The organism is Bifidobacterium sp. M0404 (genome assembly GCF_016101415.1).
Classification (GTDB): domain Bacteria; phylum Actinomycetota; class Actinomycetes; order Actinomycetales; family Bifidobacteriaceae; genus Bombiscardovia; species Bombiscardovia polysaccharolytica.
The window spans coordinates 19,763-37,319 of the sequence record NZ_JACFQP010000005.1; the positions used below are offsets into that span (position 1 = coordinate 19,763).

The window sequence follows — 17,557 nt, forward strand, 5'->3', positions numbered from 1 at the left end:
CTTTTCTCACGGCGCAGTCCGGACGGGAATAGTCAGGCCTCCAGGCGGTTGTTCATGGTCCATGCCTTATGAGTCTGGCGGAAAGGGAGCGTCATGCAGGTCCGGACCGGGTTTACCACACAGCAGCTCAACATGCTCTGCCAGTACTCCTACGGGATCGGTCGAGGGGACGTCAAGACCCGGCCGGGCCTGCACTGGTTCGAGGATCCGACCCTGGGCAGCTACTGGGTGCTGCGCTCACGCTACTGCCCCGAAAACGGCTTCGAGGGGATGATCGCCGCCCAGAATATGGAGGAGGGTCCGGACTATGCCCATTTGGTCGTGGTCTATGCCGGCACCAATCTGCGCGACGACCCCCGCCACGACATCCATGCCGCGCTGACCTGCTTCCTGCCGCCGCTGAATGGGGAGCCGGGACAGACACAGCAGGCAGGCATCCTGGCCAGGCAGGCGCTTGACCTGGCCCGGCACAAGGCGGGAACCGACCGCGGGGTGCTTTTTACCGGACATAGTATGGGTGGAGGCCTGGCCCTGATCCAGGCGGCGGAGCAGGACCTGCCCGCCCGGGTCTTCTGCGCCGCCGACCCCTGGCGGGTGCTGGGCCAGGAGCAGCGTAAGCGGGTGGCCCGCCATTACGGGGACGGCAAGTTCCTGGACTACCGTCTGGGCAACGACAGGGTGACCGGAACTGCCAACCGTCTGCTGAGCGGACAGGCTGACCGCAGCGCCTGTGTGGTTTGGTGCGGCAAGGGACCCAGCAGGTTCGGACATTGGCTGGGCGACTTCGACTTCGACCAGGGCGGTGAGGTTCTGGCCGAAACTCCCACCACTTTGGCCGAATACCCGCGGTAACGTGGGAATTGGGCAGTCTCCAACGAAAGAGCGTCACCCGCCTGCAAGGTTGTCACGTTGGGTATTCGACTTCGTTCGTGCAGGGTCTTACACGCTTATCAGAGAGGATATGCAATCTGAAAGCATTGATGTACTACGGCAAGGAAGTTGTACGGCTGGAGGACGTGCCCGAGCCTGAGCGCAAGCCGGGAACCATCGAGATTCATCCCGCCTTCACCGGCATCTGCGGTTCCAATGTTCATCTGTACTATGACGGAGCGGTCAACGGGGGCAGGAACTCGCCCGACCATCCCCATCCGCAGATGGGAGAAACCTTACCGGTGGTCTTCAGCCATGAGATCTCGGGTACCGTCGAGGACATCGTGGATAAGGGCTACCGCCAGCTGCGTGAGGACACGGAAACCACGTCAAGGTCATCGTGAGCATATAAGCGCTGCTGTCTACTGATAACACCGAAGGCTCCGGCTGCCCACATGGACGGCCGGAGCCTTCGGTATCAGTTGCAGGAAACGATGGTCAGTCCTGTGACTGCACGTCGGTGGCGATATCGGCCACCACGGGCACGATCATGGGCCGACGGTGCAGCTTGCGTGAGATCCAGCCGCCCAGGGTGCGGCGCATCATCTGCTGGAGCTGGTAGGTGCCGGTGGTTCCCTTGGACATGGCATCCTCAAGCTGATCGACTATCTGGGCGTTGATGGACTTGAACTCGCTCTCGTCCTCGGCCACGGCGTTCAGGTAGAGCTTGGGGCCGGAAACGACCTTGCTGGTCTCGGTGTCGACCACGGCGAAGGCGGAGACGAAGCCCTCGGTGCCCAGAATCCGGCGCTGCTCAAGCTCGTCGTCGGTCAGCTGGCCCACGGAGTCGCCGTCCACATAGACGTAACCGCAGGGCACGGACCCGACCACGGCGGCCTGGCCATGGTAGAGGTCCACCACGTCTCCATCCTCGGCCAGGACCACATTCTGCGGATCCACGCCGGTCTTGACGGCGATCAGGCCGTTGGCCACCAGGTGCCGGTTCTCGCCGTGGATGGGCATGGCGCACTTGGGCTGCACGATGTTGTAGAAGTGCAGCAGCTCGCCCTCGTCGGAGTGGCCGGAGACGTGGATGGCCGCGTTGTCGCGGTTGACCACCTTGGCACCCAGACGCACCAGCTTGTTGATGACCTTGTAGACCTCGTGCTCGTTGCCGGGGATCAACGAACTGGCCAGGATGACCGTGTCGAACTCGTTGATGGTGATGTCGCGGTGGGTCCCATCGGCGATGCGGCCCAGAGCCGCCATGGGCTCGCCCTGGGATCCAGTGCACATGTAGACGATCTTCTCATCGGGGATGCTGTGGGCGTCCTTGAGGTCGACCACGGTGTCCTCGGGCAGGTGCAGGTAGCCCAGGTCGGAGGCAATGGACATGTTGCGGACCATGGACCGGCCAGCGAAGACCACCTTGCGGCCGAACTTGTGAGCGGCATCGACCACCTGCTGCACCCGGTGGACGTGACTGGAGAAGGAGGCCACGATGATCTTGCGCTGGGCCTCGGCGAAGGCCTTGTCCAGGGCGGGGGCGATGGAAATTTCGGGCTTGACGAAGCCGGGAACCTCGGCGTTGGTGGAATCGACCATGAGCAGGTCCACGCCGGACTCGCCGAGCTTGGCGAACTCGCGCAGATCGGTCAGACGGTGATCCAGAGGCAGCGGGTCGATCTTCATGTCGCCGGTGTCGATGATGTGGCCTGCCGGGGTGCGCACGGAGACGGCCAAGGCATCGGGAATGGAGTGGGTGACCGCCACGAACTCCAGGTTGAAGGGGCCTACCTTGAGCTTGTCGCGGCCCTTGACTTCAACCTTGGTGGGCTTGAGATGATGCTCCTCACACTTGGCATCGACGAATCCCAGGGTCAGCCTGGATCCGATCAGGGGGATGTCCGGACGCAGCTTGAGCAAGTAGGGCACGCCGCCGATATGGTCCTCATGCCCGTGGGTCAGCACCAGGGCATCCACCTGGTCCAGCTTGTCCTTGATGTAGCTGAAGTCAGGCAGAATCAGGTCTACGCCCGGCTGCTCCTCCTCGGGGAAGAGCACGCCGCAGTCGATCAGCAGGATGTGACCGTTGTACTCGATCACATTCATGTTGCGGCCGATTTCGCCCAGGCCACCCAGGGGAACGATGCGCATGGAGCCCTTGCGATACTTGGGGGGCGCTACCAGATGCTGCTCGGTCTGGGTGCCCTTGCCACGAGCGATGGCGCCGTTGCGACGGTTGCGGGATTCGCCCCGGGACCTGCTTGACCCCTGCTTGCCATTCTTGGAGGAGGACCGACGACTTCTGCTCTTGCCGGTCGTGTTTGATTCTTCTTGTTTTCTTGCCATAGTCACTTGTGTTTCTATCATCTGTGCCCCTGCCTATACAGGGGCGACGTCGCTTTCAGGACTGATTCAGATCAGCCCGGCAGCCTTCATGCCCTTGCGGGCAAGAGCCACCTGGTCCTCATCGGGGCCCAGATTGGGCAGCCTCATGGCCGTCTGGTCCAGTCTGCCGGCCGCTTTCAGAGCGGCCTTGGCCATGACGGCCTGCTGCCCCTGGCCGTTCAGAGCCTGGACCAGCGGGTCCAGACGCACGGCCAGATCCCTTGCGCCATCCAAGTCGCCAGCATCGAAGTCGTCAGCCAGACGCTTCATGGGTCCGGATGCCACATGGGCAATGACCGAGATGACGCCGACCGCGCCCAAGGCCAGGAAGGGCAGGTAGAGTCCGTCATCGCCTGAGTACCAGGTCAGGCCGGTCTCCTGGCGTTTGCGGGGCATGGAGGCCAAGTCGCCCGTGGCATCCTTGACGGCTGTGATCGCATCCATATCGCCCAGGCGCCGGTAGGTGTCCAGCTCGACGTGCAGCCCGGTCCGTCCGGGCACATCGTAAAGAATGATCGGTCGCTGAGCCGACTGGCATACCGAACGGAAGTGGGCCACCACCCCATCCTGGGAGGGCCGCGAGTAGTAGGGCATGACCACCAGCAGGGCATCGGCCCCGGCCTCCTGGGTCATCTCCACCATGCGTACCGTGTGCGCCGTGTCGTTGGATCCCGCTCCAGAGATGACGGGCACATCGACGGCATCCTTGACGGCCCTGACCAAGTTGACCTTCTCCTCCATGTGGGTGACGGGAGACTCGCCTGTTGTGCCGTTGACCAGGATGCCGTCGGCCCCATCGGCCACCAGGGTGCGGGCCAGATTGGCGGCAGCCTCATAATCCACGGATCCGTCCTTATTCATAGGCGTGATCATGGCGGGGATCACCCGTCCGAAGGGTGCAGGAGGAAGCAGATGGGTAACGGTCTCAGTCATATCTTCACGCTACTTGCAGATGGGGACGCTCTTGCGGATATCAGAATAGGTAGTGGTCCAGGCCCACGGTCAGTCCTGGAATGCTTCCAGCACGGCGCACGGCCAGGAGGACTCCGGGCATGAAAGAGACACGCTCGAAGCTGTCTGCGCGAATGGTCAGCTGCTCGCCGGGGTTGCCCATGAGCACCTCTTCATGCGCGTTGAGTCCCCGCAGCCGGACGGCATGGACGTGGACACCGTCAACCACCCGACCCCTAGATGCATCAGGCTGCTGGGTTGCGTCGGGCATGGGACCCATGCCAGCCTTGCGACGGGCTTCGGCAATGGCGGAAGCGGTCCCCAGGGCAGTGCCGGAGGGGGCGTCGACCTTATCGGGATGGTGCATCTCGATCACCTCTGCCGACTCGAAGTAGCGGGCCGCCATGGCTGCGAACCGGTCGGCCAGCACTGCAGAGATGGCGAAGTTGGGAGCGATGAAGACGCTGAGCCCGGGATGCTCGTCCAAGGCCTGCTTGACCTGGTCCAGACGCTCCTTGGTCCAGCCGGTGGTGCCGATGACGGAGTGGACCCCCTGCCCTATCAGGGTCAGGGTGTTGCCCAGGACTGCATCGGGGCTGGTGAAGTCGACCGCCACATCCGTGTTGCTCGGATTGATCGCCGCCGGATCGTCATCCGGGCCCAGCAGCAGGGCCGTCTGCATATCCTGCGCGTCATTCAGAGCACGCACCACCTCGGTTCCCATGCGTCCGCCTGCACCCAACACCGATACGCGAATCATCGGCTGCCTCCTTCTTCACCGTTCATTTCACTCAGCATTTTCGATCTTTTCCACGACCATACCCTCCCTGCGGCTCCTGGCCCAGCCCAGCAATGCCAGGGGGACAGCGCAGCAAGTAACCACCGCCGGGATGGTCATGCCGCCGTGCGGCCCGAACTGATCCAGGGCGACTCCGGCCAGTGTGGATCCGAGGGAAGTGCCGATGGACCCGCCGGTGGACAGCCAGGAGAGCCCCTCGGTCAGGGCCCGGGCATCCACGTTCTCACGCACAATCAGGTTGCCGGTGGCAAAGATGGGCGAGACGCACAGGCCAGTCAGCACCTCGGCCAGACCCAGCAGGACCAGGTTGTCCATGACCAGGCGAAAGACCACATAGCCCAGGGTCAGCAGCACCAGGAAGGTCGCCAGATAGCGCCAGCGGGATCCTTTGAGCCTGACCGAGCCGAAGATCAGCGCCCCGCACAGGGAGCCCAGGGCGAACAGGGCCAGCTGCAGGCCCACCGCCCCCTCGCGGCCCATGGACTTGGTCAGGGCCGTCACCGAGACGTCCACCGCAGAAAAGCTCATGTTGAAGACAACGAAGATCACCACCAGCAGGAGGATGCCCGGGTAGACCAGAGCCGAGCGAGATCCCTGGTGGCCTTCAGCATCGCTTGGCAGGACGTCCCCATGGGCATCCACCGGAGAATGATCCGCTGCCGACTGACTGACCGCCTCCATGCGAACTACGGCCGGAGGCTCGGTGGAACGCATGGCGAAGAAGGTCAGCCCGCCGACCAGCAGGGCCAGGGCAGGCAGGTAGAGCTGGGAGACCGGGCTGACCGAGGTGGCCAGGTAGGCGGAGAGGATGGGTCCCAGGATGAAGACGCACTCGTCCAGCCCCGACTCCAGGGCGTAGGCGGTGTTGAGCAGATTGGTCTTGTCGTCGCGCAACACCCAGGCCCAGCGGGTGCGCACCAGGGCTCCGAAGGCGAACTGGGTCAAGCCCATCAGAGCCGCCAGCACAAAGAGCACTCCCAGGGGAACCCGGCGCATGGCACCCACGGCGAAACCCAGAATGGCCAGAGCCTGCACGATCAGGGCGGTCACCCCGACCCGACGCTGACCGAACCTATCGAACAGACGGGCGTAGAAGGGGGTGACCAGGGCCGCGCAGAGCGTGTAGACGGCACTCATCAGCCCGGCCGAAGTCCAGTTGTCATAGATGTGGTTCAAGGCCAGCACGATGCCCAGACCCATCATGCCCAGGGGCAGACGGGCCAGAACGGCCGACAGGCAGAAACCGGCGGCGCCCGGGTAGGTGAACAGGCGCAGGAAGGGTGATTTAGCGGCCGCCATGATCACCATCCTTGCCCAGCTGGTCGCTCACACGGCCTCCGTAGATGAAGATGTCGTCAATACCCTCAAAGAACTGCGGATCGTCCGAGGGATCGCGCCCGGCGAAGGCCGCATGGTCCCGCCCCTTGAGCTCAGCCAGCCGCTCCATGCCCTGATGATCGTAGAAGCCCACGTCGCAGGAGGAGTCCGTATGCAGGTAGAAGCGCTCGATGCCCGCCTGGTCCAGGTGCTCCAGAGTGTCCCGCCACAGGGCACCACCCACACCGCGTCCCCGGGCACGGCTGGAGACCAGGAATAGCCTCAGTTCGGCCTGGGGCGGGACGGCCAGCCCGCACTGCTTTTCCAGCCTGACCTCGGTCAGCTGCCACTGACGGGCTCGGTCCAGGGTGTGGGCGCCCAAGGTCGTTGCAGACAGTTGCCGGTCCACTCGCTCCAGCTCCTCTTCAGCCTTGGGGAAGCAAAGTTCGCCACGCCCATCGGCCAGCAAAGTTACCCCTAGAAAGTCCTGCCCATCGACAGCTATCCGAGCCCTAGTGGTACCCACCAAATAATGCAGGATGAAATGCGCGGCGCTCAGCCGGGACACAGTTCCCTCGGGATCCTCCTGCACCTTCCAGGTGGCATCAAAGGTCCCCACCAGGTCGGGCATGTCCGCCCAGACCATGGGTCTTATTGCCACGCTCCCCCTCCGCCGGGAGGCCTGGTCGCGATTACTGGACGTAGTCATCTGTCTCATTGCTCCATTCGGGCGTGCGCGGCCCCACGACGGCCCTTGGCCGTCTGCCGATCGCCTGCTGTTCATGATTGCTGATGCGCGGCACCCATCGCCCTTGTCTGGCGGGGTCTGCCGCAGACTCAGTCCTCGTCCGACTGCTCGGGTATGCCCTCGGCCAGGGTTGCGAGAATTTCTTCTTCGGTCCTGGGACGGGCCCTGATGAGTCGGTCCTGGGGCTGGTCTTCGCTTACATAATAAAGGCAGGCGTCGATGGTCGACAGGCCGATACCCTCCAAGCGTGACAGGAGCAGCCGGTAGAAGTCCAGCTGGACCAGGCGGCGGTTGGTCGACTCCTCTCCATGCGGTCGGACTCCGGTCTTCCAGTCCACGATGGTGTAGCGCATATCCGTACGCTCAGGGTCCAGCCCACCAGCGAAGACCGCATCCAGCTTGCCCTTGACGATAGAGCCAGCCAGCACCGCCACGATGGGCCGTTCCACCCAGACAGGAGTGCGCTGGGCCCAGTCAGACCCAGCCAGCCGCCGCTCCCAGGTCAGCAGACGGGCCTGTACGGGATCGGCCTTGGAATCCAGGGACTCCCGCTCCTGGTCAAGCCCGGCCAGCATCCGGGCTCGCTCAGCCATGGCCCCGGGGCCCAGCGGACCATCGAGCAGGTTCGGTGCTTCTGCCTGATCAGGCAGGTCCACCAGTCCTTGAGGGGCGGAAATCTCGGGCAGGATGAAACGCCTGGCCCAATCATGGAAGCGGGTGCCCGCCTCGGCCTGCGGGGAGGCCACCTGGGGTATGGGTCTGACCAGCCCATGCCAGTAATCCCTCTCCATCTTGGGATCGCCCCCTGCCGAGCTGGCCTGGATGGCGGTGACGCTGCTAGCCCCATGTCCCAGGATCCGGCGGCCGGTGCGCCGCAGCAGATCTAGATCCGTGAGCAACTGGTCGTCAGCCACCCCCAGGCGGCCTGTGCTGACCTGCAGGACGCGGACCGCATTGGCGTAGAGCCCGTCATCGCCCTCATCAGGGATTTTGTGGTCGTCTGGTTCCCCGGCGCGCACCCAGGCGGCCGAGCGATCCAAGGCTTCACGGGTCCGAGCACTCAGAACAGGAGGCCAAAGCGCCTGCTCACGCTCACCGTCTCGGGCGGCGACCTGGCACACCTCTTCCAGGGCACGGTCGACGACAGCCTGGCGGTAGGACTGGGCGTTCTCACCGACAAAGAGCCCCAAGGGCGGCGTTGGCTCGCCCTCCTGTGCATCCTCTGCGTGCTCCAGCTTGACCGCATCGGGCTCTTCCTGGAAGAGCTCCACCAGTTCAGTCCAGAAGTTGGAAGCCTTGTCCGGGTCCGGTGCCGGCGTGTTCAGGGCCGCAGACTCCGCCTGGGAATCCTGGCTGAAGGTCAGCAGCAGGTCATGCCGGGCCCTGGTCGCCGCCACGTAGATCAGCCGCCGCTCGTCATCCAGCAGCCGTCGGCCATACTGCTCTCGCTGAGAGGGAGCAATGGCATCGGCACGCACCTGGCGGGCCTGATCGTCCAGCCCGCTCTCACGAGACAGGCCCATAGCCTCCTCCTCCAAGCCCGCCAGGTCCATCCGACCCAGCAGATCCTCAGGGTCGGCTCCCAGAGGGGCGTCGTGTGGAAAACGGGGCAGGATCATGGCATCAGCCCGCACCGGCACCGGCACAGACTGGGGATCGACCAGCCAAGTACGGGCCGTGCAGTTGTACTGGTAGACCGGGCCGTCCGGGGATTGGACCAGCGGCTGGTCCAAGGCGGGCTTGACCGTGAGCCGGTCGCCCTGGCTGCTAGGGAAGGCTCCACGCTTGAGCCCGACCACCGCCACGGCATCCCACTCCAGTCCCTTGGCCTGGTGGACGGTCATCAGGGCCACGTCGGCCTGTCGTGCATCCCCGTCAGCAGGCATTTCGGGACTCTGATCCAGTGAGGACAGCCAGGAGACGAACCCACGCAGGCTGGGCCCTAGGCCCTGGGGCAACTCGGACAGGTAGACATCCACCTGGTCCAGCAGGGCCTGGATGCCAGCCTTGGCCTGGCTGGGCTCCAGAGGCCGTTCAGGATTGGCCAGGGTACGGGCCAGCACCAGGTCCACGTCCAGATCCAGGGCACGGATGGCAGCGATGACCACCTGGCGCAGGGGGGCCGAGGACTCGGCCTGGACCTGGCAGATGACCCGGGCAGCCTCAGCGGCCAGGACCTGCCCCCTGGCGGAGAGCAGTGAGCTCTTCAAGAGGTCTGGCAGGTCGTCGCGCAGAAGCAGATCCACCAGGAAGACATCATTGGGGACCTGGTCACGGTAACGATGCAAATCCTCGCGACGGCGGCGCGGATCGGGGTCGGACTCGACCAGACCGGCCCGGACAAGAGCCCGGTATTGGCTGTCCTCATTGACCTTGGCGGCCAGGGAGGCCAGAGCGCTCAGATCGGCCGCGTCCATGCCGAACCGGGCCGAGGCCAACAGACGCATCAGGGAATCGCTGTCGGTGTGGTCGCAGACTAGAGAGAGCAGGGCTCTAAGGTCCATAACCTCGGGCCGGTCAAAGAGGGAGGAGTACCCGACGACCTGGCAGCTCAGCCCTGCAGCCTCCATGGCCTCGCGGTACCTGGGCAGGGCAGCCTTGGAGCGGAAGAGAACGGCCACGTGCGGCGCATCACCCTGATTGCCATAGAGATCGCGTGCTCTGAGGGCGAACCTGACCACGCCATCGATCTCCTGGCCGCCGGTGCTGTAGCCCAAGAGGCCCACGGTGCCCGGGTCGGCGTCCTCACGGGGACGGAGCCTGGCCACGTCCACCTCGCGCAGTTCCGCTTCCGACCGGCTCCCCTGGCCCCGATGGCGCAGGGGGACGGTCAGCTGGTTGGCGGCCCTGAGCACCCAGTTGGAGTTGCGGAAGGTGCGCGACAGGGTCAGCGGATCCTGGTCCTGCGAGCGCCCAAAGGCGGTCACACCAGACATGGGACCACTGCCGGAGGCGGGTCGGTCGGCCAACATGCCGAACTGAGCCTGGAAGGTACGGAAGGCCCCAGGACTGGCTCCGCGCCAAGCATAGATGGACTGGAAGGGGTCGCCCACGGCTGTCACAGCCGACCTGCCAGGAGCCTGATCCGCGCTCCTCTGATCCTCCTGCCGATTCTGCGGATGGAAGATGGCCGCCAGAAGCAGGGCCTGGGTGGTGGAGGTATCCTGGTATTCGTCCAGAAAAACGTGACTGTAGCGGCGTCGCAGCTGGGCACTGATGGAGGGGAAACGGTCGACCAGCTGAAAGGCGGCCAGGGTGAAGTCGCCGAACTCGGCCATGTTGGCCTGGCGCTTGGCCCTCTGGTAGTCCTGGACCAGGGTCAGCAGCTTCTCGCGTGTCAGAACCGCCCGTCGCATGGCATTTACCCGATAGAGGCGAATGCTCTGCCGCTTATCTTGGAAGTCCTTGATTTTGCCCTGATAGTGCTCGTCGGTCTCCTTCTTGGTTCGCTTGGGCGGCGTCTGGCTGACCCTGGGCTCATCATCCGGCACAGGCTGGTCGCCGATCAACTGGTCCGCACGATCCACAAAGGCGCGGTCCCAGGCGCGGATCCGCTCCACAGCCTGGTCGAAATCCGGGCAGTCGCTGCTGATCATTGAGGTGGTCACCGCCCCGGTCAGCCCCAGGACCCGGTTGACGGTGGTCGAGAAGGTCGCGGAGCCCAGGTCGTCGGAGTCTCCATCCTGTGCCGATGAACCGGCAGGAAAGATCAGATCCAGATGGTCGGCGACCACCTGAGAGGCCAGCTGGTAGGCCCCGGCCGAACTCAGGGGACGGGTGTCCTGGTCCATGCCCACCAGCAGGCCGTACTGGCGCACGATGGACTGAAAGAAGGCGTCATAGGTAGACACAGTCGGCTTCAGGAAGTTGCGTTCGGGGTCCACGCCCGAGGTGCCTCTGCCTTGGTCGCGTCGGATGACCGCCGCCCCAACCCTGGACTGGAGCTCGGAGGCGGCCTTGCGGGTGAAGGTCAACCCCAGAATCTGCTCTGAGGGCACTCCCCGACGGATCAGGGCGATGATTCGGCTGGTCATGGTCATGGTCTTGCCCGAGCCGGCACCGGCCACCACCAGAAGATCCTCGTTGACATCCGCATCGACGATGGCGGACTGTTCGGCAGTCTGCTTCATTCCTGATCCTCCAGTAGATTGGGCGCCACCAGTTGCCATGCCTGACATTCCTGGCCATTGCCGGCCCGACGGCAACGGGCAGGGTCGAAGACCGCGTCATCCTGGCCAGCCGTCAGCTTGACCCCGGCAGCGAAGAAGACCCTGGCTATCATGGTCAGCCCCCATACAGCCTGGGAGGAGACCCGGGCGGCTTGGACCATGGCCCACAGGTCCGCATCCACCCCAGGTGGAACCTGATCAGGCAGGTCCGCAGGCTCGGCCTTGGACTTGAGCGGGGAAGGCATGCCGGTTCTGGGCTGAGCAATAGTGACCAGCCTGTCACGCTCGAACAGTGGCGGCTGGTAGGCCATCTCCTCCCGGCGCAGCCCCGTTTGCGCATCCTTGGGCGGGGCCTGCAGCTGCAAGAGCAGGGACTGGCTCAGCTTCATCCCCTCGGTCCTCTCCAGGTCGGGGGCCTGCGGGAGGCTCCAGGCGGCAGCCGCCTCCGGACTGCTGCCGGACGTGGGCGGGAAAGCCAGTCCCAGCTGATAGCAGATCAGCTGTAGGTCGTTGAAGAGCTGCCCCTGGGTATAGGGGACTCTACCGGTCTTGTAGTCCACCAGCCGCAGACGGATGCCCTCGGGCAGGGACCTGACCTCCAGACGGTCGATACGGCCGGTCAGCCTGACCGTCGTCCTGGCATCCAGGGCTGCAGGGAAGCCGTCAACCAGGCCGGACATCAGGGCAAAGAGCCCGTCAGCATCCAAGGGCCTGTCAGGGAAGGTGGCCTTCCAAAGAGGGACCAGGTCCTCCACGGACAGGCTGACGTCGAAGGAACGCTCGCTCTGTACACCCAGCAGGTCGCCGACCGGGACCGGACTCTTGCCCCCCAAGCCGTATTCGGAATCCGAGGAGCGAACGAAATAAGAGGCCAGGTTGTCCAGGATGGACTCCACCCGGCTGCTGCGGCCGCGTTGGTCATAGAGTTCGTCGGGGGCCCGCAGGCGCTGTTCCTGAGGAGCCAGCTCCTGGTATATGTCCAGAAGCGCATCCCGCACCTGCTGCTGGCGAGCGTCCGGATCACCCTGGCCGGGACGATCCAGACCCTGGGCTGTGCCCTCGCTGGCCACCTTGTGGATCAGGGAGCCGAACTCGGTGGGCACCCTGGAGGGAGATGGGCCGGAGAACTGGTCTCCCAAAGCCCACTCCAGGGGGCAGTTCCAGATGGCATCGACCGCCGACGGCGAAAGGAGAACCACCTGGCGGCCGGACTGGTACTCATGGCGATGGTCACGGCGGTTGTCACGGTCGTGGGTTCGGCCTGCCTGTGTAGCTTGATTGAAGGAAGTAGACGAGGGCTGGGAAGCAGGATCCCATTCAACAACCGATGCGACACCTGAGGCTGCTGTCACGGCCCTTGACTCAGCGGCCTGCTCAACCGAAATCCCTCTATCCGGGACATGCTCATCCAGGGCTTGTCCAACCGTAGCTTGCTCGTCTGGGGCATGCCGGTCCGAAGCCGGCCCAACCGTGGACTGTCCGTCTGGAACATGCTGATTCAATGCCGACTGGTCATAGAGGAAGGGCCAATGCCTGGGATCGGCCGAATCCTGGCCCTGGTCGGCCAGCAACCGCAGGGTCTGCACGGCATCGTCCGCTCGGTCACGGTCGATCTGGTCCTGCGGAAGCAACGCCTGGACAGCCAGGATGGACCGGGCGGCCGCAGTCAGGCCCCTGGGAGACACCTCCAGCCCTCCGTAGCGCTCACTGCCGCCTGAGCCAGCGCCGACCATGCTGAACTCCGCCTGGCTCATATCGGCGGTGCGTGGATAGCGTTCGGGCAGATAGCCGTAAAGGAAGTCCGATGGAACCAGGTCATCGTTCCAGACCGCGCTGATGCGCACATGGGTCCGCGCCCGGGTCAGCGCCTCCAGAAAACCCTTCTTCTCGGCGTAGAGGATGGAGCGCAAGGCCGGATCGTGGCTGAGCGTGTCTGCCAAGGGGTCGCCGATGCGGTCATGCAGAACCAGGTCGGCCAGCTCTTCGGCCCCGAACATGGTGTCGCGGGGAATCAGGTTGGGCCAGACCCCGTCCTGAACGGCGGGCAGCCAGACCAAGGGCCAGTCAGTGGCCAAGGCGGCAGCGCCGGCAGGCGTCGTCAGAGTGACGGCATGCTCAATGGGCCCGATCCGCGCCAAGGAGTCGGCCTCGATTTGCATGGTGCGCACCTGGTCCATGAAGGCCTCAACCGTGGGGAAACGACGGGAGCCAGCAGCGTACTGGAAGAGCCGCATGAGCGCGTCCAGACGGTCGTTGGCCTCCTCCCCCTCCTGGGTGGCCATCAGGGCTCTTCGCTGCCAGTCATCGGCCAGGTCCAGGCTCCGCCAGGCCTCCCAGAGCACATATTGGGGCTGACGGTCCTCCAGGGCGCTGATGCGGTTGGCAGTCAGTCGCAGAACCTGCAGGGCCTTGTCCAGAACTTGAACGTCAGGATCCTCCCGGCGACCTCCGGCGATGGCGGTCATGGCCTCCAGGATGATTCCCGAGGATCGGCCATCCGGATCCAGAACCAGCAGGGTCTCCAGGGCCTGAACAGACAAAATGGCTGGCCGTTGGGCATCCCGATCGCCCAGATCCACTGGCTGGTCGGGGGCCAAAGCAGTCGAAAAGAGATCTGACCCGCCCCTTTCCTGGGAGGAATCATGCCTGGTCAGCAGGGAATCGTCGACGCTGATGCCGGATGAACGGTCCCGCTCAGCACGCCGCTGGGCCAGGTCCTCGACCCAATTCCGCCAGGCCTGTCCCAGGAGAGGCAGGTCGTCCAAGGAGCCCGATGAGTCCGCCCCGCTCCCCTGCTGACCGGACAAGGGGGCCAGGGCGGCCATGGTCTCCATGATGGACTCCAGGCGCTCCATTCTGACGGGACGCTCTGCACGAGCGGCAGTAGCAGGAACACGGAAGAGCGGTCCGGCCATCAGGGTGCGCAGGCGCGAACGGATCCAGGCGGCCACCTGGGCAGGGTCGTCCGGGGCGCTGCCGATGGTGTCAGGGGCCAGTACCGACTGGGCCAGCTCGACCAGGGCAAAGAGACCCTGGATGGCAGGCTCCTGGCTGAGCGGACGGGTCACTGAGGAGAAGCGCACCGGCACACCTTGGACGCGCAGCTTGCGGCCCAGGGTGCGCAGGGTTGTGTTGTCGTGAGCGATGACGGCCATGTCGTTCCAGTCACGCTTGTTGGCCAGGAACTCATGCTTAATCTGCCAGACCAGATCGTCGTCCTCCTGGTCGGGGGTATGGAAGAGCCTGGTCTGCACGCTGCCGTCACTGATAAGACTGTTGTCGGCAGTCAGGGGTGCCACCGGTCCGGCGCCGGGCCAGGCGGGCAGCTTGCCCGGTCTGTCAGGCAGGGGGGTGTCGCTCTCCTCAACCCCGGCGATGCCCAGGCTGACCCTGGCAGCCACCAGATCGGCGTAGGAACCTGGAGCCGCCGAATCGGAACCTTGGACGCTTTCGGTATGTTCTGCGGCCGCTTCAGGAACCACCATCCTTCGGGGTTTCAGGGTCACTTCGGCGGCATCCAGGCAGGCGAAGTCCTGAGCCAGAAGGGGGGCAGCGGCGCCTGGCATGGGCTTGGACAGGACGGTCAGGCGAGTGGCCAGAAATTCCGGATAGGAGCCGCGGAAGGACTGGACCGACTGGTCGGGATTGCCCACCAGAAGAAGTCGGCAGCCGGCCTGACTCAATCCCTGCAGCAGGCCCATCCCGGCCAGGGTGATGTCCTGCCAGTCGTCCACGACCAGCAGGTCAGGCAGATCGTCATCAGCCAGCCCATCCAGGCTGCGAGAGGCTTCGAGCATAAGCATGGAGGGGTCCAGACGGAACTCGTCCGGATAGCTCTCGGTAATGCTCTGGCGGTATTCATCTTCCAGGGCGAGGGCCAGCCTCCACTGCAGGCCCAGCCGGTCGCGGCGATCAGGGTCCATGGGCTGGACGGCCAGAGCATCCAGAAGCTGGTCCCGGTCCCCTTTGTCAAGGCCCAATTCCGTCATGCGGGCGAACATGTCCCGCAGCTGGGCGATGAACCTGTCGGCGACCCCTACGACTCGTCCCTGTCCGTCGCCGACCAGAACGGAGGACCAGCCCGCCCCGTTGCGAAAGTAGCGCTCCAGAAGTCGGCAGACCGCGCAGTCGTCACCGGCCTGGACATGCTCCAGATGGACGGTCATGACCTGCCTGAGCAGGGCATCCTCTTCAGCGCCGTTGAGCAGTCTGGGCAAGAGCGGATCGTGACCCCCTCGGGCCAGCCGAGACCTCGTCAGCAGACGAAAAGCCAGGGCCTGCAGTGTGCCCACAGGTCGGGTGCGGTCGGACCTGCCCCGCTCCAGAATGACCTGGCGGCTGACCTGGTCGGCCGCGGTACGACCTGATACAGCCATGCTGGCGCCGTCGCCGAAGCGTTCCATGCCTGTCAGGAGGGCACGAGTAGCCAACGTGGTCTTGCCGCTGCGGGGAGGACCAGCCACCACCAGGGCCCGGGTGGACCGATCCTCTTCGTTCTGGAGCCGATCGCCGATAAGGGCGCGGACCGGTTCCATGGCCTCTTGCGGATCCACCGGTGGCTGCTTGCTCATAGCTACAAGAATAGGGTCCGGCATGGTCCATCTGCAGGCCCTGGAACCCGCTGGTCCGGGACCGCCTGCAGGAGGCTCAAAGGAAGCCTGATCAGGAACGGCGTGCTGTTATCGTGGATAGCAGTCCTAGGAGGTGATGGCCCTTGCAGCAGAATGGTTCCCAGACCCAGCGGCCGGGTGCGGTTCCAGCCATGGACCAGGCTCCGGCGCTGCCCGGATTGCGGCCCCTTCGCCCCCTGGATCTTGGAGGCACCGCTGCCGTCTACCTGTATGAGCAGGAGGGGCTCAACCGACCTGTGGCAGTCAAGGTAGCCCTCCAAGGCAGCGTGGACCGGCAGACCCATCTGCTCTTTCTGCGGGAAGCCAAGGCACTGGCCAAGCTCTCCACCCACCCCTGCATCCTGAGCATCCACCAGGCCCTGATCAGCGATGACGGACGGGATTGCCTGGTGCTCGAATACGCTCCGGGCGGCAGCTGCAAGACCATCATGCTCAAGGGGGGCATGGACCAGGAAGGCGTGCTGGACCTGGGAGTGCGCATGGCCTCGGCCCTCTGCTGCGCTCATGAACGGGGAATCCTGCACCGGGACGTCAAACCCAGCAACTTCCTGATCACCGACCAGGGCCTGCCCGTCCTGGCCGACTTCGGCATCTCCTCAGGCATCTATGGAAGCGAACGGGCCGGCGGACTTTCCGTACCCTGGGCGGCCCCAGAGGTTCTGGCAAGCCGCTCGGGAGGATCCGAGGCCAGCGACATCTACTCCCTGGGTGCCTCGCTCTTCGGCATGCTGGCCGGCCGTTCCCCCTACGAGTACGCCTACCGGGCCCGGGATGAGAATCACCTGACGCAGCTGATCCTTACAGCGGAAACCCCGGTTCTGCATATGGGCGAGGCCTCCCCGATGCTGGCCGCCGTCCTGGAGAAGGCCATGGCCCATGACCGGGACGATCGCTACTACTCAGCACTGGAATTCGGTCGTGCCCTTCAGGAGGTCCAGCAGCAGCTCTACGGCCATGCGACACCCTTCATCGGCGAGGGAATCGACCCCTACCCCACGACGGATACACGCTCGCACGCCCAGACCGGAGCCATTGCAGGCCGAAGAGAAAATCGAACAGAAACCGGGGACTCCGGCCACTCTTGGACCGAGGCAGAGGCTGGTTCCCAACCGCGTCTGCGCCCAGGCAGGGAGGCGTCCGCTAACCATGAAGGCAGCCAGGCCAAGCGGTTTTTCAGCGGCCGCCGCCGTGTGATCCTGATGACACTGATTCTCGCTGCCGTCCTAGCTTTAGTCCTGGCCTGCGCCCTGGTTGTCGGCCTGCCGAACGGTTTCAGACGAGATTCACAGCAAACTACAGGTTCCTCCCAGACACAATCCCCACAGGTACAGTCCCCGGACCCGACGGATTCGAGCGACCCCCAGAATCTGCAGGAGGGACCGGTCCCCTCGCCCACCCAGGGTCAGGGCCGCTATCAGGGCACAACGGCCGTGTTCACTTGGACCAATCCCGACCCCAAACCGGCAGACAGCTATGTTTGGCATCCCCTGAACCAGGATGGCACCGGAGAGCGTGGACGCAGCGTGCAAACCCGACAGCCGACCGCCCGCATCGACAACCCACAGGGAAGCCAGACCTGCATCAGCGTCGCCCTGGTTCGAGCCGATCGGAGCATGTCCCAGGAACCGACCATCATCTGCGCTGTTCAGTGAACCCGCTGTGGATGAATTTGCACACTTGA

At 64.5% G+C, this 17,557-nt stretch carries 10 protein-coding genes; 3 read left to right on the top strand and 7 right to left on the bottom strand.

The window, feature by feature from the left end; translation table 11 throughout:
• Positions 1 to 93 precede the first annotated feature (93 nt).
• Together H3T93_RS08550 and H3T93_RS08555 are read left to right on the top strand one after the other, a co-directional pair.
• The gene (locus H3T93_RS08550; protein WP_144176705.1) at positions 94 to 852 is read left to right on the top strand and encodes a hypothetical protein; all 759 of its coding nucleotides are present in this window, start codon (positions 94 to 96) and stop codon (positions 850 to 852) included.
• Between the two features lie 128 nt (positions 853 to 980).
• Complete coding sequence (locus tag H3T93_RS08555; RefSeq protein WP_232346805.1) at positions 981 to 1,274, top strand: alcohol dehydrogenase catalytic domain-containing protein; 294 nt, start codon at positions 981 to 983, stop codon at positions 1,272 to 1,274.
• A gap of 94 nt (positions 1,275 to 1,368) precedes the next feature.
• Here H3T93_RS08555 and H3T93_RS08560 read toward each other — a convergent pair whose 3' ends face one another.
• The 7 genes from H3T93_RS08560 to H3T93_RS08590 form a co-directional block, all read right to left on the bottom strand.
• Positions 1,369 to 3,222, bottom strand: coding sequence for a ribonuclease J (locus tag H3T93_RS08560; RefSeq protein ID WP_144177539.1), 1,854 nt, complete (start codon positions 3,220 to 3,222; stop codon positions 1,369 to 1,371).
• Between the two features lie 66 nt (positions 3,223 to 3,288).
• Entirely contained in the window at positions 3,289 to 4,194 is a 906-nt protein-coding gene (dapA, locus tag H3T93_RS08565) for a 4-hydroxy-tetrahydrodipicolinate synthase (protein ID WP_144176703.1), read from the bottom strand.
• Between the two features lie 40 nt (positions 4,195 to 4,234).
• A complete protein-coding gene (dapB, locus tag H3T93_RS08570; protein WP_046322560.1) occupies positions 4,235 to 4,972 on the bottom strand; it encodes a 4-hydroxy-tetrahydrodipicolinate reductase in 738 nt (245 codons plus the stop codon).
• Between the two features lie 27 nt (positions 4,973 to 4,999).
• The gene (locus H3T93_RS08575; RefSeq protein WP_144176701.1) at positions 5,000 to 6,310 is read right to left on the bottom strand and encodes an MFS transporter; all 1,311 of its coding nucleotides are present in this window, start codon (positions 6,308 to 6,310) and stop codon (positions 5,000 to 5,002) included.
• A complete protein-coding gene (locus tag H3T93_RS08580; protein WP_186363850.1) occupies positions 6,297 to 7,037 on the bottom strand; it encodes a GNAT family N-acetyltransferase in 741 nt (246 codons plus the stop codon). Before H3T93_RS08580 ends, H3T93_RS08575 begins: the two co-directional genes overlap by 14 nt.
• 128 nt (positions 7,038 to 7,165) lie before the next feature.
• Positions 7,166 to 11,206 (bottom strand): ATP-dependent DNA helicase, encoded by a 4,041-nt coding sequence (locus H3T93_RS08585; RefSeq protein ID WP_144176697.1) that lies wholly within the window; start codon positions 11,204 to 11,206, stop codon positions 7,166 to 7,168.
• The gene (locus H3T93_RS08590; protein ID WP_186363849.1) at positions 11,203 to 15,816 is read right to left on the bottom strand and encodes a PD-(D/E)XK nuclease family protein; all 4,614 of its coding nucleotides are present in this window, start codon (positions 15,814 to 15,816) and stop codon (positions 11,203 to 11,205) included. The genes H3T93_RS08585 and H3T93_RS08590 overlap by 4 nt, the downstream gene beginning before the upstream one ends.
• Positions 15,817 to 15,959: 143 nt before the next feature.
• Between H3T93_RS08590 and H3T93_RS08595 the strand changes: the two genes are divergently transcribed.
• Positions 15,960 to 17,528 carry a serine/threonine protein kinase gene (locus tag H3T93_RS08595; protein WP_144176693.1) on the top strand — a complete coding sequence of 523 codons (1,569 nt, stop codon included), beginning with the start codon at positions 15,960 to 15,962 and terminating at the stop codon, positions 17,526 to 17,528.
• Positions 17,529 to 17,557 lie beyond the last annotated feature (29 nt).